The sequence below is a fragment of the Enterobacter cloacae complex sp. SHL012 genome (assembly GCF_049237505.1).
Taxonomy (GTDB): Bacteria; Pseudomonadota; Gammaproteobacteria; order Enterobacterales; family Enterobacteriaceae; genus Enterobacter; species Enterobacter kobei.
The window spans coordinates 1,287,953-1,314,794 of sequence record NZ_JBMKIZ010000001.1 but is presented as its reverse complement, the minus strand read 5'-3'; the positions used below and the strand labels follow the sequence as shown (position 1 = coordinate 1,314,794).

Below are 26,842 nucleotides of genomic sequence, written 5' to 3'. Positions count from 1 at the left end.
GGGTCTTTTTTCTGATTATGTGAACCGCCTTGTAGCGGTTCCGTTGCGTGATTGTTAAAACAATAACCTTTCATTTCCCTTTCAATGGGGAACCAACTTTACAGGATGTGACATGCGTCTCTTACTCGCAGAAGATAATCGTGAGCTGGCTCACTGGCTGGAGAAAGCGCTGGTGCAGGAGGGCTTCGCCGTGGATTGCGTGTCTGACGGGCGTGCCGCCGACCATCTGCTGCAGGGGGAACATTACGCGGTTGCTATTCTGGACATCGGCATGCCCGGTTTTGATGGCCTGGAAGTGGTCCATCGCCTCAGAAAACGGGGGCAGACGCTGCCCGTCCTGTTCCTGACTGCGCGCAGCAACGTGGCGGACCGGGTAAAGGGCCTGAACGCCGGGGCGGATGATTATCTGCCAAAACCGTTTGAGCTGGAGGAGCTTGACGCCCGGCTGCGTGCCCTGTTGCGCAGAAGCGAGGGGCGCACGCAGGAACGCCAGCGTCTTGGGGAGCTGGAGTATGACGACGAGGGCTTTTTCCTGCTCCGCGATGAACCGCTTTCCCTGACGCCGCGCGAGCTCTCTCTGCTGAAAGTGCTGATGCACCGCCGCACCCGTCCGGTTTCGCGGCAGCAGCTTTTTGACCAGGTGTTCAGCCTGAACGACGATGTCAGCCCTGAAAGTATCGATCTTTATATTCACCGCTTGCGAAAGAAGCTCACCGGCAGCGGCGTGCGGATCACCACGTTACGGGGGCTGGGATACGTGCTGGAGTGCGGCGATGAGAGGGTTTAAGCCGCAGTCGCTCTACCTGCAACTGCTGCTTTTTCTTGGCCTGCCGCTACTGTTGCTGTGGGGATTGTCAGCCTTTAACAGCTACGTCAGCGCGTTGCAGGCGGCCACGCAGGCTTACGACCGCACGCTGTTATCCTCTGCCCGCACCATCTCGGAACGGCTGGAGGTACGCGACGGCAAGCTGGCGGTGGACGTGCCCTGGGTGGTGCTTGATAGCTTTGAGCTCAACATGAACGACCGGCTCTATTACAAGGTGGTCGACCCCGACGGGCGGGTGATCTCCGGCTATGACGATCTGCCGAAGATGCCGCCTGCAACATCGCGTACCACGCTCTACCCCGCGCTGGCGTGGTTTTACCATACCGAATATCGCGGGCAGGCGATTCGGGTGGCGCGTCTGCTGCAGCCCGTGAATCAAGATTCTATTTTTGGCATGGCGGAAATTTACGTTGCGGAGACGCTCCAGTCACGCCGCTATCTCGCCAGCCAGTTGCTCTTTTCATCCTGGGTTTCGCAGGGGCTGCTGGTGCTGCTGACGCTGGTGCTAACCGCCTGGATGCTGCGCCGCGTGTTGCGCCCGATGCGCCAGCTCTCCTCGCTGATGGTGCGGCGCGAGCCGGGCCTGCTGGCACCGCTGCCGGAGCTGCTGCCCTGGTCCGAGACCCGGCTGCTGATTGTGGCTTTTAACCGCTATATCGACCGTCTGCGCGGCGTGCTTTCGCGTCAGGAACGTTTCAACGCGGATGCATCGCACCAGCTCAAAACGCCACTGGCGGTACTTAAAACACAGGTGTCTGTCGCGCTTACTCGCCAGGATCCCGCTTTGTGGCAGGAGAGTCTGCGGGCAATGAACGCCACGCTGGATGAGACTATCGTACTCACCGAGCGGCTGTTGCAGCTTTCGGCGGTGAAGGGGAGAGAGCAGGGCGATCGTCAGTTCTCGCCTGTGGATCTGGTTCAGGTGGTGCAGAACTGCTGCTTCTCCCGACTGGCGCAGGCGCGGAGCAAAGGGATCGATCTGGGTTACGACGGTGTGGAGCAGCCGGTCATGATCGAAGGCGATGACGTCCTGCTGGGCGAACTGTGCGCTAACCTGCTGGAGAACGCGATTAAATATACGCCAGCAGGCGGGACCGTGACCGTTTTCCTGCGCGCGGAGGCCGGTGCCGTTGAGCTGCGCGTTGAAGACAGCGGCCCCGGCATTGAAGAGGATCAGATCCACCAGGCGATGCTCCCTTTCCACCGCCTGGACAACGTCGGGGACGCTGCCGGTTCCGGGATCGGGCTGGCACTGGCGGGTGACATTGCCCGGCTGCACCGCAGCCATTTGCAACTCAACCGCAGTGAATCCCTGGGTGGCCTGTGTGTCAAAATGCGCTTTCTGTTGCTTGCATAAAAAAGCCGCAAGTTTCAAATCGTTACAATCTTCCCCCCCGCCGCACGCAGAGTGCTTGATCCCCGGGAGACTCAGGTTAAAATCTCGCGGTTTTGGGACTTCTCTATAACATTGCGCGGGATCATGACAATGAAAAAAGTGGCATTACTGGGCTTCGGCCTGATGGTTGTATCTGCGGCGGCTAACGCCATCAGCTTCAACGGCTCGGCGGGTCAGGACTATACCCACCTGGGCTTTGGCCTGGGAACAGAGACTTCCGGTCTGGCGATGACCGGTGGTTGGACGCATAACGATGACGACGGCGATGCGGCAAGCCTCGGTCTGGGTCTGAACATTCCTCTTGGTCCATTCCTGGCGACCGTCGGCGGTAAAGGTATCTATACCAACCCGAACGACGGTGACGAAGGGTATGCGGCAGCGGTGGGTGGCGGCCTGCAGTGGAAAATTGGCGACAGCTTCGGTCTGTTTGGCGAGTATTACTACTCTCCGGACTCGCTCTCCAGCGGTATCGACAGCTATGAAGAAGCCAACGCCGGCGCGCGCTGGACCATCATGCGTCCGATTACCATCGAGGCGGGCTATCGCTACCTGAACCTGGCGGGCAAAGACGGCAACCGCGACAACGCGCTGGCCGACGGTCCCTATGTGGGCGTAAGCGCAGGCTTCTAATCCTGTCGGCGCGGCGTTCCGTCGCGCCAGTTTCTCTCTTCTCCCTCCCGCGTTTGCGCTATAGTGTTTTCACCAAATAAGCGGGAGAACACAATGATTAACGTGGAGATGTTATCCACCGGCGACGAAGTGCTGCATGGACAAATTATTGATACCAATGCTGCCTGGCTTGCCGATCTTTTCTTTGAGCAAGGATTACCGTTAACGCGTCGCAATACGGTAGGCGACAATCTTGTGTCGCTGGTCAGCATTCTGCGTGAGCGGAGCGAACACTGCGATGTGCTGATCGTGAATGGCGGACTCGGTCCTACCAGTGACGATCTCAGCGCGCTGGCCGCCGCAACCGCAAAAGGTGAAGGGCTGGTGCTGCATGAGGCATGGCTTTCACAGATGGAACGCTTTTTCTCCGAACGTGGCCGCGTTATGGCCCCCAGCAACCGCAAGCAGGCTGAAATCCCCGCCAGTGCTGAGCTGGTTGATAACCCGGTCGGCACCGCGTGCGGGTTTGCCCTGCAGCTGAACCGTTGCCTGATGTTCTTCACGCCCGGCGTACCTTCCGAATTTAAAGTGATGGTTGAGCAGCAGATCCTGCCGCGCCTTCGCGACCGTTTTACCCTGCCTGAACCTCCGCTGTGCCTGCGACTGACCACGTTTGGCCGTTCTGAAAGCGATCTGGCCCAGAGTCTTGACCACCTGCAATTGCCGCCGGGCGTGTCCATGGGCTATCGCTCCTCTATGCCGATCATTGAGCTCAAGCTGACAGGACCGGCGACGCAGAAAGCGGCGATGCTGGCCCTGTGGCCCGAAGTGCAGCGCGTGGCGGGCGAGAGCCTGATCTTTGAAGGGACGGAGGGGTTGCCTGCGCAGATTGCGAAGCACCTGCAGGATCGTCAGCTGAGCGTGACCTTAAGCGAGCAGTTCACCGGTGGCTTGCTGGCGCTGCAATTGTCGCGCGCCAGCGCGCCGCTGCTGGCCAGCGAAGTGGTGCCGTTCCAGCAGGAGACCCTGGCGCAAACCGCCCGCTGGGCCTCGGAGCGACGGGTTAAACATTTTGCCGGTCTGGCGCTGTTCGTGGGTGGGCTGGATGAGGAACACCTTAACGTCGCGCTGGCGACGCCGGAGGGGACCTGGGCTCTGAGGGTCAAAATGAGCATCACTCGCCACAGTCTGGCGGTGCGTCAGGAAGTCTGCGCCATGATGGCGCTGAATATGCTGCGCCGCTGGCTCAATGGCAAAGAGGTTGCCAGCGAGCACGGCTGGATTAACGTTGTTGAGTCGCTGTTCGTCGAGTAATGTTTGTGCCGGGGCGTTCGCCCCGGCCATGTTCAGCCCAGCGCGTTCGCCAACAGGGTAATCGGATGCTCACAGCGCTTGCTGGTGGACATCTCAATCTGCCATTTACAGGTTTCGCAGTCGGTCACCACGATATCCGCGCCGCTCTCTTCAATCTGGCGGAACAGCGGGGCGCCAATCGCCTGGGAGGTTGCGTAGTTTTCGCGCTTAAAGCCGTAGGTTCCCGCAATCCCGCAGCAGCGCGAATCCAGCACCGTCAGCTCAAGTCCGGGAATTAACCGCAGCAGCTCAAGCGTATAGAGCGACCAGCCCATTTTCTCCATATGACACGGGGTGTGATACACCACTTTCAGGGGCAATTTCCCCAGCGGCAACGTCTGCCCGCTATCGAGCTTGCGCCACAGGAAGCGTGTCGCCAGCTCGATGTGCTCGCGCAGGCCGGTATTATCCACGTCCAGCAGATGCGGGTACTCATCGCGCAGGGTGAAGGTACAGGTGGACGAGGTCGCCAGCACCGGAATACCTTTATCGACAATCGCTTCGCGCAGTGACGTGACATTGCTCTGAGCCTGCCTGCGCGCTTTATCGGTAAACCCGTTGGCGATCAGCGGTACGCCGCAGCACTTCTCTTTGTTCAGTAGCTGAACGCCCGTTCCCATGGCGTTCATCACCTTCAGCAGATCTTTGCCCAGCTGCGGGTGGTTGTAATTCACATAGCAGCCGTGGAAAAAGGCCACCTGGTCGGCGTACTGCGCCTGCTCCGCCGCGACGGATTTGTACCAGCGGCGGAAGGTGCCGTGAGAATATTTCGGCAGGCTGCGGTGATGGTCTATCTTCAGCGTGGCATCCAGCAGCTGGCGCACCGGCTTGAGCGAGGTCGCGGCATTCACCAGCGGTGCAAACGGCGTCGAGACGCTGCCCATCAGATCGGTATGGCTCAGAATTGCGTCACGCAGCGTCGGCTTTTGCGTGCTGTAGCGCGCCCGGGCGCGCTGGATGATATCGCCGATTTTCACATCCGACGGGCAGGCAACTTCGCAGCGTTTGCAGTTGATACAGTATTTCAGCGCCTCGTCGTACAGCTTACCGTCCTTCAGGCGCAGACGCTCGCCGTCCGGCCCGGCCTGCTTTGGTCCGGGATAGCGCGGGTTCACGCCGCTGACCGGGCAGACGGTCGTGCAGACCGTGCATTTAATGCAGCTTTCAAAACGGGTATCGTTCATTGTTCCGCCTCCGCGCGCTGGCTAATCTGCTCTGCCACATACAGCGCCGTGACGGCGCAGACCCCGCCACCGCACCCCTGAGTTATGGGATCGTATCCGCCCAACAGCGAGCCAATGGCAAAGAGATTCCTGACGGGCTTACCGGAAAGTTGCGGGTGCAGCTGGTTATCAACCATCACGCCGAACTGTTGCCAGGGCTGCGGCGAGAAGAAATCACTCTGATACCAGTCCGCGCGGGAGGCGCCTTGCCGGACATCAAGCCCCATAATGGCTTCCCGGATGCCCTCCCGGCTGCTCAGCAGCCCGTTGCTGAAGAAACTGCCGCTTGCCAGCACCGTATAGCGGGCGCGAAGCGGAATATCACCGTGGTTGCGGGTCCAGATTTCGCTCACCGCGCCGTCCGTCAGGGTGATTTTTTTCACCTCGTCACCCGCCATCCACACGCCGCCCTGCGCCACAAACTGGCGCTGGAGCTGGGTATGCAGGCGAATGCCGGGCACGGAAGGGGGAAGCGTTGGCAGCAGGCCGAGCGAGCAGGGCAGACGGTCCGACAGCCAGTGCCACAGGCGGTTATCGCTGAGTCCAAAGCAGGCAGGCATCAACAGCGTATCGCAGGTTTCACCGAGCGGTCTGAGCGCCTCATACAGCAGCGGCCATCTGTCTTCGTTATCCAGAAAGCGGGCGATATTCACCGCGCGAAACTCGCTCGGGTTTTCGCGCAGGACATCCAGTTCAGGCAGTTCTATCTCTGCCGTCTCGGCGTTCACGCCCTGGCGACACAGTGACGCCGCCGCAAGATGGGGCTGAAAATCAAGAAAGCCGCTAATACCCACGACCCGTACCCGTCCTGTGCTCACAGGGGCAACGGGGACCTCCTCCGGGCTGAGCCATGCGGAACGCAGGGTGCCAAGCGGCGTGATGCGTTGATGATTTTGCCTGGCGCTCCCCTTCAGACGCGCACCGCAGTCAGCCAGCAGCGCTTCGGTTTCCAGCGCAAAGCGGTCAATATGCTGCGCGCCAACCCGATGATACGGGTGCTCTGGCGGCAGTTTGTCGCGGTACGTGTCGTCCACCAGATCCAGCGATCCCGAAGAGAAGTGCAGGGCACTCTGGCCCCGGGTGATAATGGCGCAGCGCAGCCCCTGCTTCGTGAGCTTGATGCCACAGAGCAAGCCCGCCAGCCCGCCGCCGACAATCACGGTATCAAATTTCATCGTGTTGCTCCTTCTCAAGACCGCAAAGCCCCTGGTAGACCCAGCGGGTAAACTCGCTCTCACGCAGGGCATCGCCCCAGGCGACAGGCTGAATGCCTTTCCAGCGCTCGTTTAAAAAGGCGCTGAGCTGATCGAGCGACTGGGTGGCAGTCGTGGTATGAAAACGCTGCAGCAGACCCGCCGCACGGCAGGCGCACAGTTCACCCTGGCAGGTTCCCATGCCGACGCGGGTGCGACGGCGGAGATCGAGCAGGCTCTTGACCGTCAGGTTCTCCACCGCGTATTGCACCTCGCCCGCGGTGACGGCTTCGCACTCGCACACCAGGCTGCGGCTCAGCCGACCTTCGCCGAGCCAGACCGGCGTTCTGTCCCCGTGGCGGTAAATCGCGGAACCGCGCAGCGGGGCGGGCAGGGAGATGATTTTTTGCAACGTTTTTTCGGTGGACTGACGCGATCCCGGCAGCGGTTGTTCTGCCGTCACGCACGGTTCGGTATTCCCCAGCTTGCGGCAGACTGCATCGGTGGCCCATTCTGCCATCAGGCGGTAGGTCATTAATTTGCCGCCTGTAATGGTGATAAATCCGTCCATGCCGTCGCGTTCGGCGTGGTCGAGCAGCACGATGCCCCGGCTAACGTTACGTCCGCTCGGATCGTTATCGCTGGCGACAAGAGGACGCACGCCCGCGTAGGCACGCAGAATACGCGTCTGGGCCATCACCGGGGCCAGTTTCTCGCCTTCACGCAGCAGGATATCCACCTCTTCGGCGGTCACGCGGTTGTAGTCAATGTCGCTGTAGTCGACGTGGGTTGAGGTCGTACCAATCAGCGAAATGGTATCGCCCGGCACGAGGATATCGGCATCAGACGGTTTGCGGCAGCGGTTGATCACATGGTTATTGATGCGATGGTCGAGGATCAGCAGCGAGCCTTTCGCCGGGAACATGCGCACCGACAGGTCAGCGTATTCTGCAATGCGCTGCCCCCAGATCCCCGCGGCATTAATGACGACGGAGGCAAACAGCTCGCTGTGTTCGTGGTATTGCGTATCAAACACCCGCACGCCGCAGACGCGATGGCCTTCGCGGATAAGTCCGGTCACTTCATGCCCGGTCAGAATGCGCGCTCCATGTTCCCGGGCATCCAGCATATTGGCGGCGGTCAGGCGGAACGGATCGACGGTGCCATCCGGGACTTTCACTGCGCCAATAAGCGCCGGGTTGACTGACGGTTCCAGCTGCCGTGCCCGCGCCGGATCCATGGCCTCCGCCTGAATACCTGCTGCGTTACAGGCGGTGATAAAGGTTTCCTGAAAGGCGAGGTCATCTTCGGGAAGGGTGATAAAGAGGCCATCGGTCGGTTCAATGCAGTGGCGGGCGATACGCTTGAGGATCTGGTTTTCCGCAATACATTCCCGTGCCGACTCACCGTCAGTGACGGCGTATCGCGCGCCGCTGTGGAGCAGACCGTGGTTTCGCCCGGTCGCGCCCGTGGCAATATCGTGGCGTTCCAGAAGCGTGACGCTTAATCCGCGAAGGGCGCAATCGCGAGCGATACCGGCGCCGGTGGCACCACCGCCAATGATAATCACATCGCTGTAGCGAGGATCGTGAATTGTCATTGTCTTCCCTCAATGTTCGTTTTTTTATCATTTAGCCACATGAAAACTGTGGTTTGTTTGATTTCGAACATAAACGCGCGAAATTCGAAAGTGAAACGTGATTTCATGCGCTTTTTTGCGCATTCTGTCATATTTCTGTAACAATCTGTGCGTTGATTCACAGTAACAATCACCATGATTTCTTAACATCCCCGGCTCTGGAATTCAGGTGCGAGCCACCTGCTCATTCAATTCAAGGCCACGGAGGCTGTCATGCTCAGTATTTTCAAACCCGCGCCGCATCGGGCGCGTCTGCCAGAGGCAGAGATTGATCCGCTATACCGTCGTCTGCGTTGGCAAATTTTCCTGGGGATCTTCTTCGGGTACGCGGCGTACTATCTTGTGCGTAAAAACTTTGCGCTCGCCATGCCGTATCTGGTGGAGCAGGGCTTTTCACGCGGCGATCTGGGGTTCGCGCTGTCGGGGATCTCTATCGCGTATGGTTTTTCCAAGTTCATTATGGGGTCCGTGTCGGATCGCTCGAATCCGCGCGTGTTTCTGCCCGCCGGTCTGATTCTGGCGGCTGCGGTGATGTTGTTCATGGGTTTTGTGCCGTGGGCAACCTCCAGCATTGCCGTTATGTTCGTGCTGCTGTTCCTCTGTGGCTGGTTCCAGGGGATGGGATGGCCGCCATGCGGACGTACCATGGTGCACTGGTGGTCGCAGAAAGAGCGCGGCGGCATTGTGTCGGTGTGGAACTGCGCGCATAACGTGGGTGGCGGTATTCCGCCGCTGCTGTTCCTGCTGGGGATGGCCTGGTTCAACGACTGGCACGCTGCGCTCTACATGCCTGCGTTTGGCGCCATTCTGGTGGCGATTATTGCCTTCGCGCTGATGCGCGATACGCCGCAATCCTGCGGCCTGCCGCCGATTGAAGAGTATAAAGACGACTACCCGGATGATTACAGCGAGAAGCATGAAGAAGAGCTGACCGCGAAGCAGATCTTCATGAAGTACGTGCTGCCTAACAAACTGCTGTGGTACATCGCGGTGGCCAACGTGTTCGTTTATCTGCTGCGGTACGGCATTCTGGACTGGTCACCGACCTACCTGAAAGAGGTGAAACACTTTGCGCTGGATAAATCCTCCTGGGCCTACTTCCTGTATGAATACGCGGGGATCCCGGGCACGCTGATCTGCGGCTGGATGTCGGACAAAGTGTTTAAAGGTAACCGTGGTGCAACAGGCGTGTTCTTCATGACCCTGGTGACCATCGCCACCGTGGTGTACTGGCTCAACCCGCCGGGCAACCCGGGCGTAGACATGGCCTGTATGATCGTCATCGGCTTCCTGATTTATGGCCCGGTCATGCTGATTGGCCTGCATGCCCTGGAACTGGCACCGAAAAAAGCGGCGGGCACGGCGGCAGGCTTTACCGGTCTGTTCGGCTACCTGGGCGGTTCAGTCGCGGCGAGCGCCATCGTGGGCTACACCGTGGACTTCTTCGGTTGGGACGGCGGCTTTATGGTGATGATTGGCGGTAGCGTGCTGGCGGTACTGCTGTTGATTGTCGTAATGATCGGTGAGAAACGTCACCACGCTGAAGTGCTGGCGCGTCGTCAATAAGGAACATGACCATGAAATTATCTCATTTAACCACCGGTCTGCTGCTGGCGGGCCTGATGACAGGCTCCGCGCTGGCGGCGGATAAAATCGTGATTGCCCACCGCGGCGCGAGCGGCTATCTGCCGGAGCATACGTTGCCGGCGAAAGCGATGGCCTATGCGCAGGGCGCGGATTATCTGGAGCAGGATCTGGTGATGACGAAGGACGACCAGCTGGTCGTCCTGCATGATCACTATCTTGACCGCGTAACGGACGTGGCGGAGCGTTTCCCGGACCGCGCGCGTAAAGATGGCCGTTTCTACGCCATTGATTTCACCCTGGCGGAGATCCGCTCCCTGAAGTTTACCGAAGGGTTCGAGATTGAAAACGGCAAGAAGGTACAGGTCTATCCGGGACGTTTCCCGATGGGCAAATCTGACTTCCGTATTCACACCTTCCAGGAGGAGATAGAGTTTGTTCAGGGGCTGAACCACTCGACCGGTAAAAATATCGGTATCTACCCGGAAATCAAAGCGCCGTGGTTCCATCATCAGGAAGGGAAGGATGTTGCCGCGAAAACCCTGGAGGTCCTGAAGCAGTACGGCTACACCAGCAAGAAGGACAAAGTTTACCTGCAGTGTTTTGACGCCGCCGAGCTGAAGCGCATTAAAACCGAGCTGGAGCCGAAGATGGGGATGGATCTCAATCTGGTGCAGCTGATTGCCTACACCGACTGGAATGAAACCCAGGAGAAACAGCCGGACGGGAAGTGGGTGAACTACAACTACGACTGGATGTTTAAGCCAGGCGCGATGAAGCAGATTGCGCAGTACGCTGACGGCATCGGGCCGGATTACCACATGCTGGTGGCAGAAGGCTCCACGCCGGGTCACGTGAAGCTGACGGCGATGGTGAAAGAGGCGCATGCCAGCAAGATGCAGGTCCATCCGTATACCGTGCGTGCAGACCAGCTGCCGCCGTATGCCACGGACGTGAATCAGCTTTATGAGGTGTTGTATAACCAGGCGGGCGTGGACGGGTTGTTTACGGATTTCCCGGATAAAGCGGTGAGTTTTTTGAAGGATTAACACTGGAATTGCCGGGTGGCGGCTGCGCCTTACCCGGCCTACGAACTAACCCTCTCCCACAGGGAGAGGGAACCAGGGCAATTACATCTCGATCTCAATATCGCCTTTTGCCCGGCAGCAGCAGGGCAAAATTTCCCCTTCGTTGATAAAGGCCAGCGGTTCAGTCAGCCAGTCCACCTGGCCGGCGACCAGACGGCAGCGGCAGGAGCCGCAATAGCCGGAACGACACTGGTACTCTACTTCTACCTGATGCGCCTCAAGCGCCACCAGCAGAGAAGGATGCTCCTCCCGACACAGCACCTCAGTGCCGGAAAGACTTAACGTAACGCGTGACATCAGAGCTGGAAGTCGCTCAGGTCGTCAGTGTTGACTTCAGAATCAATCTGACCGACCAGGTAAGAACTCACCTCCACTTCCTGAGGCGCAACCTGCACGTTATCGGACACCAGCCAGGTGTTGATCCACGGGATTGGGTTAGAACGCGTCTGGAACGGCAGGTCGAGACCGACAGCCTGCATACGGATGTTGGTGATGTACTCAACGTACTGGCAGAGAATGTCTTTGTTCAGGCCAATCATGGAACCGTCGCGGAACAGGTAGTCTGCCCACTCTTTCTCCTGCTGAGCTGCCAGCACGAACAGGTCATAGCACTCCTGCTTGCACTCTTCGGCGATTTCCGCCATCTCCGGGTCATCCGTGCCGCTGCGCAGCAGGTTCAGCATGTGCTGGGTGCCGGTCAGGTGCAGGGCCTCGTCGCGGGCGATCAGACGGATGATTTTGGCGTTGCCTTCCATCAGCTTACGCTCGGCAAAGGCGAAGGAGCAGGCGAAGCTCACGTAGAAGCGGATCGCTTCCAGCGCGTTGACGCTCATCAGGCACAGGTACAGCTGTTTTTTCAGCGCGCGCAGGTTCACGGTAACGGTTTTACCGTTCACGTTATGGGTACCTTCGCCCAGCAGGTGCCAGTAGCTGGTCATCTCGATCAGTTCGTCGTAATAGTGCGCAATGCCTTCCGCACGCTTCTGGATCTGCTCGTTGGTGACGATATCGTCAAACACCACCGCCGGATCGTTCACGATGTTGCGGATGATATGCGTATAAGAGCGGGAGTGAATCGTCTCGGAGAACGCCCAGGTTTCCACCCAGGTTTCCAGCTCGGGAATGGAAATCAGCGGCAGCAGCGCTACGTTCGGGCTACGGCCCTGAATGGAATCCAGCAGCGTCTGGTACTTCAGGTTGCTGATGAAGATATGCTTTTCGTGATCCGGCAGCGACTGGTAATCAATGCGATCGCGGGAGACGTCTACTTCTTCCGGACGCCAGAAGAAGGAGAGTTGCTTTTCAATCAGCTTTTCGAAGATGTCATATTTTTGCTGATCGTAGCGTGCCACGTTGACCGGCTGGCCAAAGAACATCGGCTCTTTGAGCTGGTCGTTTTTCGTCTGTGAAAATGTGGTGTATGCCATTGCGGTGAGTCCTGTTGAGATTTTATTGCCCGGCAACACTGCGTTTGCCGGGCCTACAAAACCGTAGGCCGGGTATGCGTAGTGCCACCCGGCGAAGTGCTTAGATCTTACATGCGCCGCTTTCGCAGCCATCGTCCTGAATTGACGGTACCATGTCGTCCTGCGCGTCTTCTGCACCGTCACGGGTGTTGTGATAGTACAGCGTTTTCACGCCAAATTTGTAGGCGGTCAGCAGGTCTTTCAACAGCTGCTGCATCGGTACCTTGCCAGACGGGAAACGCGTCGGGTCATAGTTGGTATTGGCAGAGATCGACTGGTCGATAAACTTCTGCATGATACCCACCAGCTGCAGGTAGCCGTCGTTGTTTGGCATTTCCCACAGCAGCTCGTAGTTGTTCCCGAGTGTTTCGTAGTCCGGTACCACCTGACGCAGCACGCCGTCTTTCGACGCTTTAATGCTGACGTGGCCGCGCGGCGGCTCAATACCGTTAGTGGCGTTGGAGATCTGCGAAGAGGTCTCAGACGGCATCAGGGCAGAGAGCGTGGAGTTGCGCAGACCGTGAGTCTTGATGGACTCGCGCAGGCCTTCCCAGTCAAGGTGCAGCGGCTCGCTGACGATCGCATCCAGGTCTTTCTTGTAGGTGTCGATCGGCAGAATGCCTTTTGCATAGGTGGTTTCGTTGAACCACGGGCATGCGCCTTGCTCTTTCGCCAGTTCGTTAGACGCTTTCATCAGGTAATACTGAATGGCTTCGAACGTCTGGTGCGTCAGGTTATTGGCGCTGCCGTCGGAGTAACGCTTACCGTTTTTCGCCAGCCAGTAGGCGAAGTTAATCACGCCGATACCCAGGGTACGACGACCCATCGCGCCACGTTTAGCGGCCGGAATTGGGTAATCCTGGTAGTCCAGCAGGGCGTCGAGCGCGCGAACCGCCAGCACGGCCAGCTCTTCCAGCTCGTCCAGGCTTTTAATTGCACCCAGGTTGAACGCAGACAGCGTACACAGTGCAATTTCGCCATTTTCGTCGTTCACGTCTTCCAGCGGCTTGGTCGGCAGGGCGATCTCAAGGCACAGGTTAGACTGGCGTACTGGCGCAACCACCGGATCAAACGGGCTATGGGTGTTGCAGTGGTCAACGTTCTGGATGTAGATACGGCCGGTAGAGGCACGCTCCTGCATCATCAGGGAGAACAGGTCGACCGCCTTCACGCGCTGCTTGCGGATGCTGTCGTCTTTTTCATATTTGGTGTACAGACGCTCGAACTCGTCCTGATCGGCGAAGAACGCGTCGTACAGGCCCGGGACGTCGGACGGGCTGAACAGGGTAATGTCTTCCCCTTTCAGCAGACGGGTGTACATCAGTTTGTTGATCTGTACGCCGTAGTCCATGTGACGCACGCGGTTGCCTTCCACGCCACGGTTGTTTTTCAGCACCAGCAGGCTTTCCACTTCCAGGTGCCACATTGGGTAGAACAGGGTCGCAGCACCGCCGCGCACGCCGCCCTGAGAGCAGGATTTCACTGCCGTCTGGAAGTGCTTGTAGAACGGGATACAGCCGGTGTGGAACGCTTCACCGCCGCGAATCGGGCTGCCCAGTGCACGGATACGACCGGCGTTGATGCCGATACCGGCGCGCTGGGAGACGTATTTCACAATGGCGCTGGAGGTCGCATTGATGGAATCCAGGCTGTCGCCACACTCGATCAGTACGCAGGAGCTGAACTGACGGGTAGGGGTACGCACGCCAGACATGATTGGCGTTGGCAGAGAAATCTTGAACGTCGATACCGCATCGTAGAAACGCTTCACGTAATCCAGACGGGTGTCACGCGGGTAGTTTGAGAACAGGCAGGCGGCCACCAGAATATAGAGGAACTGGGCGCTTTCGTAGATCTCACCGGTAACGCGGTTCTGAACCAGGTATTTGCCTTCGAGCTGCTTCACCGCCGCATAGGAGAAATTCATATCGCGCCAGTGATCGATAAACCCGTTCATCTGCTCGAACTCTTCTTCCGTATAGTCTTCCAGCAGATGCGTGTCGTATTTGCCCAGCTCAACCATTTTCACCACGTGATCGTAAAGCGCAGGCGGCTCAAACTGGCCGTAGGCTTTTTTACGCAGGTGGAAAATCGCCAGACGTGCAGCAAGGTACTGATAATCCGGTGCGTCGCGGGAGATCAGATCTGCCGCTGCTTTGATAATCGTTTCGTGGATATCAGACGTTTTGATGCCGTCGTAGAACTGAATGTGGGAACGCAGTTCAACCTGGGAGATAGATACGTTGTTCAGTCCTTCTGCTGCCCAGTCGAGAACTCGATGGATTTTGTCCAGATTGATACGCTCGGTCGTCCCGTCGCGCTTTGTCACCAGCAGACTCTGATTCATGTGGGTTTTACCTGTCCGTGAAATAAAAAATATCCCCCGCTTATCCACAGAATCGTCTTGTGACTAACTCTGTGGATAAATACTACATATAGGGGGTTTGCGATAAGAAAAACGCTATATGGTGAGTATTCTAGTATCGAATCTTTTCAGCACAAGGGTTGATTTTGACGTTAAATTGAGGTTGTGAAAGGGTAAAAAAGGCTAAGTCCTCGTACCGTAAGGCCTGGACGACATGTCAATAATTAAGAAAAAAAATTCAAAATTTGATCGAGTGCTGATTTCTTCAACGGGAGGGCAGAATTGCGCAACATGATGTCGCGCAATCTTTATAAGAATAACGAATGACGTTAGTCGTTTTTGGCGGTTGTATGCAACATATAGTTAACATCCACGCCCGGGGCGAGTTTGAATTTATCGGTCAGCGGATTGTAGTGCAGGCCGGTAATGTGCTGCTCTTTAAGCCACGTCCGATCAACCCAGCTCAGTAATTCAGCAGGCTTAATGAATTTCTTCACGTCGTGCGTGCCTTTTGGCACCATGCGCAGCACATATTCCGCGCCGACGACGGCCATCAGCCAGGCTTTACCGTTACGGTTGATGGTTGAGAAGAAGACCTGACCGCCCGGTTTCACCAGTTTTGCGCAGGCGTTCACCACGGATTGCGGATCGGGAACGTGTTCCAGCATCTCCATGCAGGTCACCACATCATACTGGTGGGCATGTTTTGCCGCGTGTTCTTCCACGGTTTCCTGCACGTATTCAACCTGGATCCCTGACTCCAGCGCATGGAGACGGGCCACCTGCAAGGGTTCAAAGCCCATATCCAGACCGGTGACCGTCGCGCCTTCGCGCGCCATGCTCTCCGCCAGGATGCCGCCGCCGCAGCCGACATCAAGCACCTTCTTACCGAACAGGCCGCCGGAACGCTCCGCGATATAGCCCAGACGCAGCGGGTTAATGCGATGCAGCGGTTTGAACTCACCTTCGAGATCCCACCAGCGGGACGCCACCGCTTCAAATTTGGCAATCTCTTCGTGGTCAACGTTGTGAGCCACCGGGGATTTTTCGGCATTCATGGGCGCTTTTACTCCTTATTTAGCAAGACAAAGGAGTATATCAGGCAATCCCCATGAATAAAGCGTATAGGTTTACCTCAATCACCGCGGCTGTGTTATAATTTGCGACCTTTGAATCCGGGATACAGTAGAGGGATAGCGGTTAGATGAGCGACCTTGCGAGAGAAATTACACCGGTTAACATCGAGGAAGAGCTGAAGAGCTCCTATCTGGACTATGCGATGTCGGTCATTGTTGGCCGTGCGCTGCCGGACGTCCGCGATGGCCTGAAGCCGGTACACCGTCGCGTACTATACGCCATGAACGTATTGGGCAATGACTGGAATAAAGCCTACAAAAAATCTGCCCGTGTCGTTGGTGACGTAATCGGTAAATACCATCCCCATGGTGATTCCGCGGTGTACGACACTATCGTCCGTATGGCGCAGCCATTCTCGCTGCGTTACATGCTGGTAGATGGTCAGGGTAACTTTGGTTCTATCGACGGCGACTCCGCCGCGGCAATGCGTTATACGGAAATCCGTCTGGCGAAGATTGCCCATGAGCTGATGGCCGACCTGGAAAAAGAGACGGTTGATTTCGTTGATAACTACGACGGCACGGAAAAAATCCCTGACGTCATGCCGACGAAAATCCCTAACCTGCTGGTGAACGGCTCGTCCGGTATCGCCGTGGGTATGGCAACTAACATTCCGCCGCACAACATCACGGAAGTGATCAACGGCTGCCTGGCCTATATCGAAGATGAAGACATCAGCATTGAAGGGCTGATGGAGCACATCCCGGGCCCGGACTTCCCGACGGCGGCGATCATCAACGGTCGTCGCGGTATTGAAGAAGCGTACCGCACCGGTCGCGGCAAGATTTACATCCGTGCCCGCGCCGAAGTGGAAGCGGACGCTAAAACCGGCCGTGAAACCATTATTGTTCACGAGATCCCGTATCAGGTGAACAAAGCCCGTCTGATTGAAAAAATCGCCGAGCTGGTAAAAGAAAAACGTGTTGAAGGCATCAGCGCGCTGCGTGACGAGTCTGACAAAGACGGTATGCGCATCGTGATTGAGATCAAACGCGACGCGGTGGGTGAGGTTGTACTGAACAATCTGTACTCCCAGACTCAGCTTCAGGTCTCCTTCGGTATCAACATGGTGGCACTGCACCATGGTCAGCCGAAGATCATGAACCTGAAAGAGATCCTGAGCGCGTTCGTGCGTCACCGCCGCGAAGTGGTGACCCGCCGTACCATCTTTGAACTGCGCAAAGCGCGCGACCGTGCGCACATCCTTGAAGCGCTGGCGGTTGCGCTGGCCAACATCGACCCGATCATTGAACTGATCCGTCGCGCGCCAACCCCGGCAGAAGCAAAAGCCGGACTGGTATCCCGTCCGTGGGATCTGGGTAACGTGGCGGCGATGCTGGAGCGTGCGGGTGATGACGCGGCGCGTCCTGAGTGGCTGGAACCTGAGTTCGGCGTACGTGACGGTCAGTACTACCTGACTGAACAGCAGGCCCAGGCGATTCTGGATCTGCGTCTGCAGAAACTGACCGGCCTTGAGCATGAAAAACTGCTCGACGAATACAAAGAGCTGCTGGAGCAGATTGCCGAGCTGCTGCACATTCTGGGCAGCGCAGAGCGCCTGATGGAAGTGATCCGCGAAGAGCTGGAGCTGGTCCGCGACCAGTTTGGCGACGATCGCCGCACCGAAATCACCGCGAACAGCTCTGATATCAACATTGAAGATCTGATCAACCGCGAAGATGTGGTGGTCACGCTGTCTCACCAGGGCTATGTGAAGTATCAGCCGTTGACCGACTATGAAGCACAGCGTCGTGGCGGCAAGGGCAAGTCTGCGGCACGTATTAAAGAAGAAGACTTTATTGACCGTCTGCTGGTGGCCAACACCCACGACACGATCCTCTGCTTCTCCAGCCGTGGCCGTCTGTACTGGATGAAAGTCTATCAGCTGCCTGAAGCGAGCCGTGGCGCGCGTGGTCGTCCAATCGTCAACCTGCTGCCGCTGGAAGCGAACGAACGTATCACCGCCATTCTGCCGGTACGCGAGTACGAAGAGGGCGTGAACGTCTTTATGGCGACCGCCAGCGGTACCGTGAAGAAAACCGCGCTGACCGAGTTCAGCCGTCCACGTTCCGCCGGGATCATCGCGGTGAACCTGAACGAAGGCGACGAGCTGATCGGTGTGGATCTGACCTCCGGTTCTGATGAAGTCATGCTGTTCTCTGCGGCCGGTAAAGTGGTGCGCTTCAAAGAGAACGCCGTGCGCGCAATGGGTCGTACAGCGACCGGTGTACGCGGTATCAAACTGGCGGGTGAAGATTCCGTTGTTTCCCTGATCGTTCCTCGCGGCGAAGGTGCAATCCTGACCGTCACCCAGAACGGTTACGGTAAACGTACCGCGGAAAGCGAATACCCGACCAAATCACGTGGCACGCAGGGCGTTATCTCTATTAAGGTTACCGAGCGCAACGGTTCCGTTGTGGGTGCGGTACAGGTCGATGATGCCGACCAGATCATGATGATCACTGATGCCGGTACGCTGGTGCGTACACGCGTATCTGAGATCAGCGTGGTGGGTCGTAACACCCAGGGCGTTATCCTCATCCGTACTGCGGAAGATGAAAACGTGGTGGGTCTGCAGCGCGTGGCTGAGCCGGTGGATGACGAAGAGCTCGATTCCATCGACGGTAGCGTTGCGGAAGGTGACGATGAAATCGCGCCGGAAGCGGACACCGACGATGATGCAGCGGATGACGCTGACGAGTAATGTCTCCTGACGCAAAAAGGGCCGGATTCCGGCCCTTTTCTTTTACGTAAGCAGACAAGTGAACGTTGCGGCAAGCCGCGTTTACCGCTACCTTAACCACATTCTTTTGACCCCGACGGCGGAGCCTCGCCCCTTTGAAATACCTCGTCTCCTTTCGTACCACGCTGAAAGTTTCTCGCTATCTGTTCCGGGCGCTGGCGCTCCTGCTTTGGTTGCTGGTGGTCCTGCTGTCGGTGTTCTACATCGTCAACGCGCTGCACAAGAAAGAAGCGGAGATCCGCCAGGAGTTTAATTTAAGCTCCGATCAGGCCCAGCGTTACATTCAGCGAACATCTGATGTAATGAAGGAGCTGAAGTATATTGCCGAAAACCGACTGACGGCGGAAAACGGCATCCTGGCGCTTCGCGGGCGTAATGACAAAACCGAAGTGCCGGACTTCCAGCCGCTGTTCCCGGACTCCGACTGCTCCACCATGAGCAACACCTGGCGCGGGTCGCTGGAATCCCTCGCCTGGTTTATGCGCTACTGGCGCGACAATTTTTCCGCCGCCTACGATCTCAATCGCGTCTTCCTGATTGGCAGCGAAAATCTCTGCATGGCTGACTTCGGCCTGCGCGACGTGCCCGTCGAGCGTGATGATGCGCTGAAAAGCCTGCATGAGCGTATTGTGAAATATCGCAATGCGCCGCAGGACGAGCGCGGGAATAACATCTTCTGGATTAGCCAGGGGCCGCGCATGGGCGTGGGCTATTTCTACGCGCTGACGCCGGTTTACCTCGGTAACCGCCTGCAGGCGCTGCTGGGCATTGAGCAGACTATCCGCATGGAAAACTTCTTCACGCCAGGCAGCCTGCCGATGGGTGTGACCATTCTGGATGAAAACGGACATCAGCTGATCTCGCTTGCCGGGCCGGATAACCGTTTGAACGTCGATCCGCACTGGATGCAGGAACGCTCGTGGTTTGGTTACACCTCCGGCTTTCGTGAGCTGGTGCTGAAAAAAAGCCTGCCACCGTCGTCGCTGAGTATCGTCTACTCGCTGCCGGTCGATATGGTGCTGGAGCGGATACGCATTCTGATTATGAATGCAATTCTGCTCAACCTGCTGGTGGGAGGGGCGCTGTTTACGCTGGCGCGCATGTATGAGCGAAGAATCTTTATTCCCGCCGAAAGCGACGCCCAGCGTCTGGAAGAGCACGAGCAGTTTAACCGTAAGATAGTCGCCTCGGCACCGGTGGGGATCTGTATTCTGCGTACTCAGGACGGGACCAACATCCTGAGTAACGAGCTGGCGCACAACTATCTGAACATGCTGACGCATGAGGATCGTCAAAGGCTGACGCAAATCATCTGCGGTCAGCAGGTAAACTTTGTCGACGTACTCACCAGCACCCATACCAACCTGCAGATCAGCTTTGTTCACTCCCGCTATCGTAATGAAAACGTGGCGATTTGCGTGCTGGTGGATGTCTCCGCACGCGTGAAGATGGAGGAGTCGCTGCAGGAGATGGCGCAGGCGGCGGAGCAGGCCAGCCAGTCGAAATCTATGTTCCTTGCCACCGTCAGCCACGAGCTGCGTACGCCACTGTACGGGATTATCGGTAACCTCGACCTGTTGCAGACGAAAGAGCTGCCGAAAGGGGTCGACAGGCTGGTGACGGCAATGAACAACTCCTCCAGTCTGCTGCTGAAAATCATCAGCGATATTCTCGATTTCTCTAAAATTGAGTCTGAGCAGTTGAAAATCGAACCGCGGGAGTTTTCGCCGCGTGAAGTGATGAACCACATCAGCGCCAACTATCTGCCGCTGGTGGTGCGTAAACAGCTGGGTCTCTACTGCTTTATTGAACCGGATGTGCCGCTGACGCTGCACGGCGATCCGATGCGCCTGCAGCAGGTCATCTCTAACCTGCTTAGCAACGCCATCAAATTCACCGATATTGGCTGTATCGTGTTACACGTCTGCCGGGCGGGGGATTACCTGAGCATTCGCGTCCGTGACACGGGTGTAGGCATCCCGGCGAAAGAAGTGGTTCGCCTGTTCGACCCGTTCTTCCAGGTCGGTACCGGCGTGCAGCGTAACTTCCAGGGCACCGGTCTGGGGCTGGCGATTTGTGAGAAGCTCGTCAGCATGATGGACGGTGATATCTCGGTGGATACCGAGCCCGGCATGGGCAGCCAGTTCACCATCCGTATTCCGCTCTATTCGGCTCAGTATCCGGCAAAAGCGACGGTTGACGGGCTGAGCGATAAGCGCTGCTGGCTGGCGGTGAATAACGCTTCGCTAAATGATTACCTGACGGCGCTGCTTACCCATAGCGGCGTGAGGGTGTGCCGCTATGAAGACCAGACGCCGGACGCGGATGACGTGCTGATCGCCGACGAGATGCCGGAACAGGCGTGGCAGGGGAGAGGAACGGTACTCTTCTGTCGTCGCCACATTGGCATACCGGTTGAACGTGCGCCGGGAGAGTGGGTACACAGTGTCGCCACGCCGCATGAGCTGTTGAGCCTGCTGGCACGCATCTACAAAGTGCAGCTGGAAGAGAACGACGGAGCCGGTGAATTGCCGTCACCGGAAGGTCTGGCGTCAGTGAATGACGATATGATGATTCTGGTCGTGGATGACCATCCGATTAACCGCCGACTGCTGGCAGACCAGCTCGGGTCGCTTGGCTACCAGTGCAAAACGGCCAATGACGGTGTGGACGCGCTGAATGTGCTGAGTAAAAATCATATTGATATCGTTCTCAGTGACGTCAACATGCCTAACATGGACGGCTACCGTCTGACGCAACGTATCCGCCAGCTTGGCCTGACGTTGCCGGTGGTGGGCGTCACGGCGAACGCGCTGGCGGAAGAGAAACAGCGATGCCTGGAGTCAGGCATGGACAGCTGTCTGTCGAAACCGGTCACGCTGGACGTGCTGAAGCAGACCTTGTCGGTCTATGCGGAACGCGTCAGGAAAACGAGGATATAAAAAAGGCCCTTTCGGGCCTTTTTTATTTGCCCGGCGGCGCTTCGCTTGCGCGAACACCACCCGGCATTTACTGCGGTGATCAATCCTTGTCCGTCGCGCTCAGCGTCACGGAGGAGAGATAGTTCAGCAGGGCAATATCGTTGTCCACACCCAGCTTCATCATTGCGGATTTCTTCTGGCTGCTGATGGTTTTAATACTGCGGTTCAGCTTCTTGGCAATCTCGGTCACCAGGAAACCTTCAGCGAACAGGCGCAGAACTTCGCTCTCTTTCGGTGACAGACGTTTGTCACCGTAGCCACCCGCGCTGATTTTTTCCAGCAGACGAGAGACGCTCTCAGGCGTGAACTTCTTGCCTTTCTGCAGCGCAGCGAGCGCTTTTGGCAGATCGGTCGGTGCGCCTTGTTTCAGCACAATCCCTTCGATGTCCAGATCCAGCACGGCGCTCAGGATCGCCGGGTTGTTGTTCATGGTCAGAACAATGATCGAGATGTCCGGGAAGTGACGTTTGATATATTTGATGAGCGTAATCCCATCACCGTACTTATCTCCAGGCATGGAGAGATCGGTAATGAGCACGTGTGCATCAAGCTTTGGGAGGTTATTGATCAGTGCTGTAGAGTCTTCAAATTCACCGACTACATTCACCCACTCGATCTGTTCAAGCGATTTGCGAATACCGAACAGTACAATCGGATGGTCATCGGCAATAATTACGTTCATATTGTTCATGTATAAGGCTACCTTGCTACAGCAAGCTTTTGACGTAGTCGTCAATGTCGCTGATGTATTTTTCAATGCCAGAGGCATCTTTCTCACGAATTAGATGTTCCAGCGTTTCACATAACTGCTTGCCGGGAACCAGATTAAGCATGGCAAATACCCCTTTAAGCCGGTGTGCTGTCTGCGCCAGCGCTGCAAAATCATTCGCAGCGGACTCAGTATACAACCGCTTAACATCATCTGGTACTGTATCAACAAAGAGTGAATAGTATCCGCTGGCGTGAAGCTCGGCGTTTTCATTGCCGCCTAACGGAGATTCCGTTATCTCATCCTGCGCCAGCTGCTCTTCTATTAGTTGTAGTACAGCTTCCTGCATCGCATTGCTTATATTAAAGTTGACGCGCAGCTGGCCAGGGCCGATTTTCCGCACGCCTGACTCATCATCGCTTAAAAGCAAGCCCGAGGCAGTAAGATTAGACGGATTATCCGTTAAAAACAGATCAAATTCTTGACTTGCCAGTCGTTCATCCGGCGTGATGCAGGCCGCGCCCCAGTTTTCTAACTGACGCACCACGATGTTGCGAATCTCGTTTGAGGTCACATCCACCATCGCCACCACGTCATCCAGCAGGCGCTCTTCATCTTCTTCCTGCGGATTGACGGCCATTTTCACGTGCAGAGAGTAGCGAGTGCCGAGCGATTCACGTGCTTTGATATTCAGGTGGCCGCCGAGCTTACGCGCCAGCTGATCGCACAGCCAGAAGGTCAGGGCGTTAGCCTTACCGTAATGATCGCTTTGTGTGTCATTCAGGAACGGGAAGTGCAGATTATCAATTTCACTCGTCGTGACGCCTTCCCCGGTGTCCAGAATGCGGAACGTCAGGCGATCTTCTGCCGACTCGTCGGTGCTCACTTCGAGGGTGATCTTGCCGATCTGCGTGGTGGTCACGGCATACTGAATAATCATCAGCAGAATGCGACGTAGCGCTTCGCGATCGCCATGGCGTTCGTCATTCGCCGGTAAATGGTTGTTGATCAGCAGCTGCAGACCTTTACGCTTGATCACCGGCAGGACTTCCGGAACCACTTCATCGATCAGATCCTGAATGGAGAAGAGGGAAGGCGTACCTTTCCAGAAATCATTCTCCAGCATGTTCGCTAACTGGATCTCATCCACCATACGAACCAGCGAGTCGGCCTGGCAGGCAAGCTGGTGGCTTTCAGAGGTGTTTAACGCCGCCGCCTGGGTTGCCAGCGTTTTTAATGGCTGTTTGAAGGCGTCGCCAATATTCTGCATAAAGGCGGCGCGCCCCTGCTGGTTCTTCTCATACAGCCTTTGCGCCTGCTTGAGTTTCTTATTCACCAGCACTTCGCGATCCTGGTCGCGGATAATGAAGATTTGCGTGCGTGGGGCCACCTGACTGCGGAACTGACGGATCTCGTACAGTTCATTATTGATGGTGGCCTGAATAACCCCCTGGTGCTGATCCGCCATGGTGGTGATGTTCTGCAGGTTAAGATGCGGCAGCAGATGGTCTGCAATTTTATTGCTCATCACCGTGCGGTTCGCTTCCTGATCGTGGACTAATACGCCCAGCGGCAGCACGGAAACAATCTCTTCATTGAGCGCGCGTAACACGTGAAGTTCATTCGTGTTGCCCGCGGTGACCGCAGAGGCGTCGCTCTGACGTCCTGGCTGGAAGCGGAAGGTGCTGTAGCCAAACAGGGCCAGCGCCAGCAGGCCGATATTCAGCAGCAACGGCAGCAAAATATTTTGCAGGGTATCGAGCAGCAGGGTGCCAAACGGTACCTGCCACACCAGGCGCATGCCGGTTGAGTTCAGTGACGAGGCAATTTCAATTTTCGAGCCGTTAAAGGAGATGGTGACGCTCTCTGCGGCCTCTTTGTCCGACGCCGCGCGCATGTTCTGGGTACTGCTGTCTGGCTCCATACGGAAGCTGTCGAGTGGCATATCCGGCGGGATCAAATCATTAATAGGCAAATCAAACGCCACGACCGTCGCCAGATGTCCCGGCTGGTTGAACGTGGTACGCAGGGTAAAATAGTGACCATTTTGCCAGGCCAGGCGGCGCAGCGATGAGAAACTTTCACGCTCATCAAGGGCATTCGCCTGCTGCAGCATTTCTGCACGGCGGGAATCGACGATGCCGCCAACGGTCGTCTCTTTAAAACCAGAAGAGAGATCTTTCAATGGCAGCGTCGAGATCAGGATCATGCTGTTGTCCTGACCATTCAGATAGTACATCGACCACGGCACCGTCTCGGCACCCCAGAGGGTATCCAGATAGGTTGAAATACGCTGCGTCATCTCAAGCGTTGCGCTGTCGTGAGAGCCAAAGATAAGCGCCTCAGTCTTACGCTGCGGTTTTTCGAGATAGTAGACATCCTGCTTAAGCCGGGTCTCCTGAAGCCCATCCCCCGATGCGCTTGCAGGCGCTGCGGCAATATTGTCGTAAATCTGCCAGGTGGCGTAGCGCCAGGTATCAATGCGCTTGTGGACGGCATGAGTGATATCAACCACCTGGTAGCTCTTGTCCTTCAGCCAGGCGTTTACCGCGCTCTGCACCATCACGCCCAGGGTGACTAATAACACAACGATCAAAAGAAGAAAGAAACGGGTGATGCTCCCGGGAAGAAGGGAGAATTTGCTCGGGGCGGTAGTTTCAGTCTGACTCATTGATATCTTTAACCCGTAATGGTCGTGCTCTGTGGCGATAGGGCAGTATAAAGGGTAATACCTGAATTTCCAGCGCCACTGGCCTGGAACAGGCGACTTTTTCAGGGAACACTGAGGAAGAGGCGATGTGCGTTAAAAGTGTACAAGTTCACGATGCGTGTACAAATAAAAGAAACTTCTCGCCAGTAAATAGCACGAATTAACAAGAAATTAAGTTTCTGCTGAATTTTTGCACGTTGGTTGACCCTCGTAACGGGATTAGTTAATAGTCGTTACAATTTCGTGCTGGTAGCACATAAAAAGAAAAGTTACGTAAAGAAGGGTAAAAAAAAACCGAATGCGATGCATTCGGCTCAATTAGGGATAAACAGACATTCAAAACTGAATGACGGTAATAAATAAAGTTAATGATGATAGCGAGAGCTATTTTAGAGATTAGGAGCGATCTTGTTTTGTCATTCAGTGCTGTAACGATTTATATCCCAACTCATTGAAATTTAATGGAATAATATTAATTTTGATAATAAATGCTAATTTTCTAAGCTATTTGTGCTTTGTAAAAGTTCCTTGATATTAACATTCTGAAACATGTTGATAGATGAATGAAACATCTTCAAAGTTTTCGTATCATATTCGCATTGGATTATTCTGTAATTTTGCGGAGAATGAAATTGCCGACTGGTTAATGAGGGTTAGCCAGTAAGCAGTGGCAATTATAAGGCATATAACAGAGGGTTAATAAAATGAAAGTTAAAGTACTGTCCCTCCTGGTACCAGCACTGCTGGTAGCAGGCGCAGCAAATGCGGCTGAAATTTATAACAAAGATGGCAACAAATTAGATCTGTACGGCAAAGTTGATGGTCTGCACTATTTCTCTGACGACAAGAGTGCTGACGGTGACCAGACCTACATGCGTCTTGGCTTCAAAGGTGAAACTCAGGTTAACGATCAGCTGACCGGTTACGGCCAGTGGGAATACCAGATCCAGGGCAACACAACAGAAAGCGACAACCAGGCCTGGACCCGTGTGGCGTTTGCTGGTCTGAAATTCGCTGAAGCGGGTTCTTTCGATTACGGTCGTAACTACGGTGTGATCTACGACGTAACATCCTGGACTGACGTGCTGCCAGAATTTGGTGGTGATACCTACGGTGCAGACAACTTCCTGCAATCTCGTGCTAACGGCGTGGCAACCTACCGTAACCAGGACTTCTTTGGTCTGGTGGATGGCCTGAACTTTGCTCTGCAGTATCAGGGTAAAAACGGTAGCGTAAGCGGTGAAAACGACACCGGTCGTAGCACCCTGAAACAGAACGGTGACGGTTACGGTGCGTCCCTGACCTATAACCTGGGCGAAGGCTTCAGCATCGGTGGTGCAATGTCTTCTTCCAAACGTACCGCCGATCAGAACAACACGGCTAACCCAGCTCTGAAAGGCGAAGGCGATCATGCCGAAGTCTATACGGGTGGCCTGAAATACGATGCCAACAACATCTATCTGGCCGCGCAGTACTCTCAGACTTATAACGCAACACGTTTCGGCAACTCTCAGAGCAGCAGCGATATCTACGGTTTCGCTAACAAAGCGCAGAACTTCGAAGTGGTTGCTCAGTACCAGTTCGACTTCGGCCTGCGTCCATCCGTGGCTTACCTGCAGTCTAAAGGTAAGGACATCGAAGGGTATGGCGACCAGGATCTGCTGAAATATGTTGATGTGGGTGCGACTTACTACTTCAACAAAAACATGTCTACCTACGTGGATTACAAAATCAACCTGGTTGATGAAAATGAGTTCACCCGTCAGGCCGGTATCGGTACTGATGATATCGTCGCGCTGGGTCTGGTTTACCAGTTCTAA

The 26,842-nt window shown here is 56.0% G+C and carries 18 protein-coding genes; 9 read left to right on the top strand and 9 right to left on the bottom strand.

The window, feature by feature from the left end; genetic code table 11:
• Positions 1–112: 112 nt before the first annotated feature.
• From tctD to ACOTY9_RS06170, 4 genes are all read left to right on the top strand, one after another.
• On the top strand, positions 113–787 hold the full coding sequence (gene tctD / locus ACOTY9_RS06185; RefSeq protein WP_014884620.1) for a transcriptional regulator TctD: 675 nt from the start codon (positions 113–115) through the stop codon (positions 785–787).
• Complete coding sequence (locus tag ACOTY9_RS06180) at positions 774–2,183, top strand: sensor histidine kinase (protein ID WP_023330956.1); 1,410 nt, start codon at positions 774–776, stop codon at positions 2,181–2,183. The genes tctD and ACOTY9_RS06180 overlap by 14 nt, the downstream gene beginning before the upstream one ends.
• Positions 2,184–2,312: 129 nt before the next feature.
• Positions 2,313–2,852, top strand: coding sequence for a YfaZ family outer membrane protein (locus tag ACOTY9_RS06175; protein ID WP_023330955.1), 540 nt, complete (start codon positions 2,313–2,315; stop codon positions 2,850–2,852).
• Between the two features lie 93 nt (positions 2,853–2,945).
• Positions 2,946–4,145 carry a nicotinamide mononucleotide deamidase-related protein YfaY gene (locus ACOTY9_RS06170; protein ID WP_348565367.1) on the top strand — a complete coding sequence of 400 codons (1,200 nt, stop codon included), beginning with the start codon at positions 2,946–2,948 and terminating at the stop codon, positions 4,143–4,145.
• Between the two features lie 32 nt (positions 4,146–4,177).
• Here the strand turns inward: ACOTY9_RS06170 and glpC are convergent, their stop codons facing one another.
• From glpC to glpA, 3 genes are read right to left on the bottom strand one after another with little or no spacing between them, the layout of a single operon-like run.
• Positions 4,178–5,368, bottom strand: a complete 1,191-nt coding sequence (glpC, locus tag ACOTY9_RS06165) for an anaerobic glycerol-3-phosphate dehydrogenase subunit GlpC (protein WP_058691102.1) — start codon at positions 5,366–5,368, stop codon at positions 4,178–4,180.
• Complete coding sequence (gene glpB, locus ACOTY9_RS06160) at positions 5,365–6,582, bottom strand: glycerol-3-phosphate dehydrogenase subunit GlpB (protein WP_348565368.1); 1,218 nt, start codon at positions 6,580–6,582, stop codon at positions 5,365–5,367. Before glpB ends, glpC begins: the two co-directional genes overlap by 4 nt.
• The gene (gene glpA, locus ACOTY9_RS06155; protein WP_047026911.1) at positions 6,572–8,200 is read right to left on the bottom strand and encodes an anaerobic glycerol-3-phosphate dehydrogenase subunit A; all 1,629 of its coding nucleotides are present in this window, start codon (positions 8,198–8,200) and stop codon (positions 6,572–6,574) included. Before glpA ends, glpB begins: the two co-directional genes overlap by 11 nt.
• Positions 8,201–8,452: 252 nt before the next feature.
• On the opposite strand from glpA, the gene glpT reads away from it, so the two are divergent.
• A complete protein-coding gene (gene glpT, locus ACOTY9_RS06150; RefSeq protein WP_014884613.1) occupies positions 8,453–9,805 on the top strand; it encodes a glycerol-3-phosphate transporter in 1,353 nt (450 codons plus the stop codon).
• An 11-nt stretch (positions 9,806–9,816) separates the two neighbouring features.
• Positions 9,817–10,872 (top strand): glycerophosphodiester phosphodiesterase, encoded by a 1,056-nt coding sequence (glpQ, locus tag ACOTY9_RS06145; RefSeq protein WP_348565369.1) that lies wholly within the window; start codon positions 9,817–9,819, stop codon positions 10,870–10,872.
• Between the two features lie 81 nt (positions 10,873–10,953).
• On the opposite strand, the gene yfaE is transcribed toward glpQ, so the two are convergent.
• The 4 genes from yfaE to ubiG all read right to left on the bottom strand — a co-directional run bounded on the left by yfaE (position 10,954) and on the right by ubiG (position 15,800).
• The gene (gene yfaE / locus ACOTY9_RS06140; RefSeq protein WP_008500234.1) at positions 10,954–11,208 is read right to left on the bottom strand and encodes a class I ribonucleotide reductase maintenance protein YfaE; all 255 of its coding nucleotides are present in this window, start codon (positions 11,206–11,208) and stop codon (positions 10,954–10,956) included.
• Positions 11,208–12,338, bottom strand: a complete 1,131-nt coding sequence (gene nrdB, locus ACOTY9_RS06135; protein ID WP_014884611.1) for a class Ia ribonucleoside-diphosphate reductase subunit beta — start codon at positions 12,336–12,338, stop codon at positions 11,208–11,210. Before nrdB ends, yfaE begins: the two co-directional genes overlap by 1 nt.
• Before the next feature lie 100 nt (positions 12,339–12,438).
• A complete protein-coding gene (gene nrdA / locus ACOTY9_RS06130) occupies positions 12,439–14,724 on the bottom strand; it encodes a class 1a ribonucleoside-diphosphate reductase subunit alpha (RefSeq protein WP_014884610.1) in 2,286 nt (761 codons plus the stop codon).
• Positions 14,725–15,071: 347 nt separating this feature from the next.
• Positions 15,072–15,800, bottom strand: coding sequence for a bifunctional 2-polyprenyl-6-hydroxyphenol methylase/3-demethylubiquinol 3-O-methyltransferase UbiG (ubiG, locus tag ACOTY9_RS06125; RefSeq protein WP_014884609.1), 729 nt, complete (start codon positions 15,798–15,800; stop codon positions 15,072–15,074).
• Between the two features lie 146 nt (positions 15,801–15,946).
• On the opposite strand from ubiG, the gene gyrA reads away from it, so the two are divergent.
• The gene (gene gyrA / locus ACOTY9_RS06120; protein ID WP_348565370.1) at positions 15,947–18,583 is read left to right on the top strand and encodes a DNA topoisomerase (ATP-hydrolyzing) subunit A; all 2,637 of its coding nucleotides are present in this window, start codon (positions 15,947–15,949) and stop codon (positions 18,581–18,583) included.
• A 134-nt stretch (positions 18,584–18,717) separates the two neighbouring features.
• Positions 18,718–21,564, top strand: a complete 2,847-nt coding sequence (rcsC, locus tag ACOTY9_RS06115; protein ID WP_023330948.1) for a two-component system sensor histidine kinase RcsC — start codon at positions 18,718–18,720, stop codon at positions 21,562–21,564.
• Between the two features lie 79 nt (positions 21,565–21,643).
• On the opposite strand, the gene rcsB is transcribed toward rcsC, so the two are convergent.
• Positions 21,644–22,294, bottom strand: a complete 651-nt coding sequence (gene rcsB, locus ACOTY9_RS06110; protein WP_003859405.1) for a response regulator transcription factor RcsB — start codon at positions 22,292–22,294, stop codon at positions 21,644–21,646.
• A gap of 16 nt (positions 22,295–22,310) precedes the next feature.
• Entirely contained in the window at positions 22,311–24,983 is a 2,673-nt protein-coding gene (gene rcsD / locus ACOTY9_RS06105; RefSeq protein ID WP_421637314.1) for a phosphotransferase RcsD, read from the bottom strand.
• A gap of 743 nt (positions 24,984–25,726) precedes the next feature.
• Between rcsD and ACOTY9_RS06100 the strand changes: the two genes are divergently transcribed.
• Positions 25,727–26,842, top strand: coding sequence for a porin OmpC (locus ACOTY9_RS06100; RefSeq protein WP_014884606.1), 1,116 nt, complete (start codon positions 25,727–25,729; stop codon positions 26,840–26,842).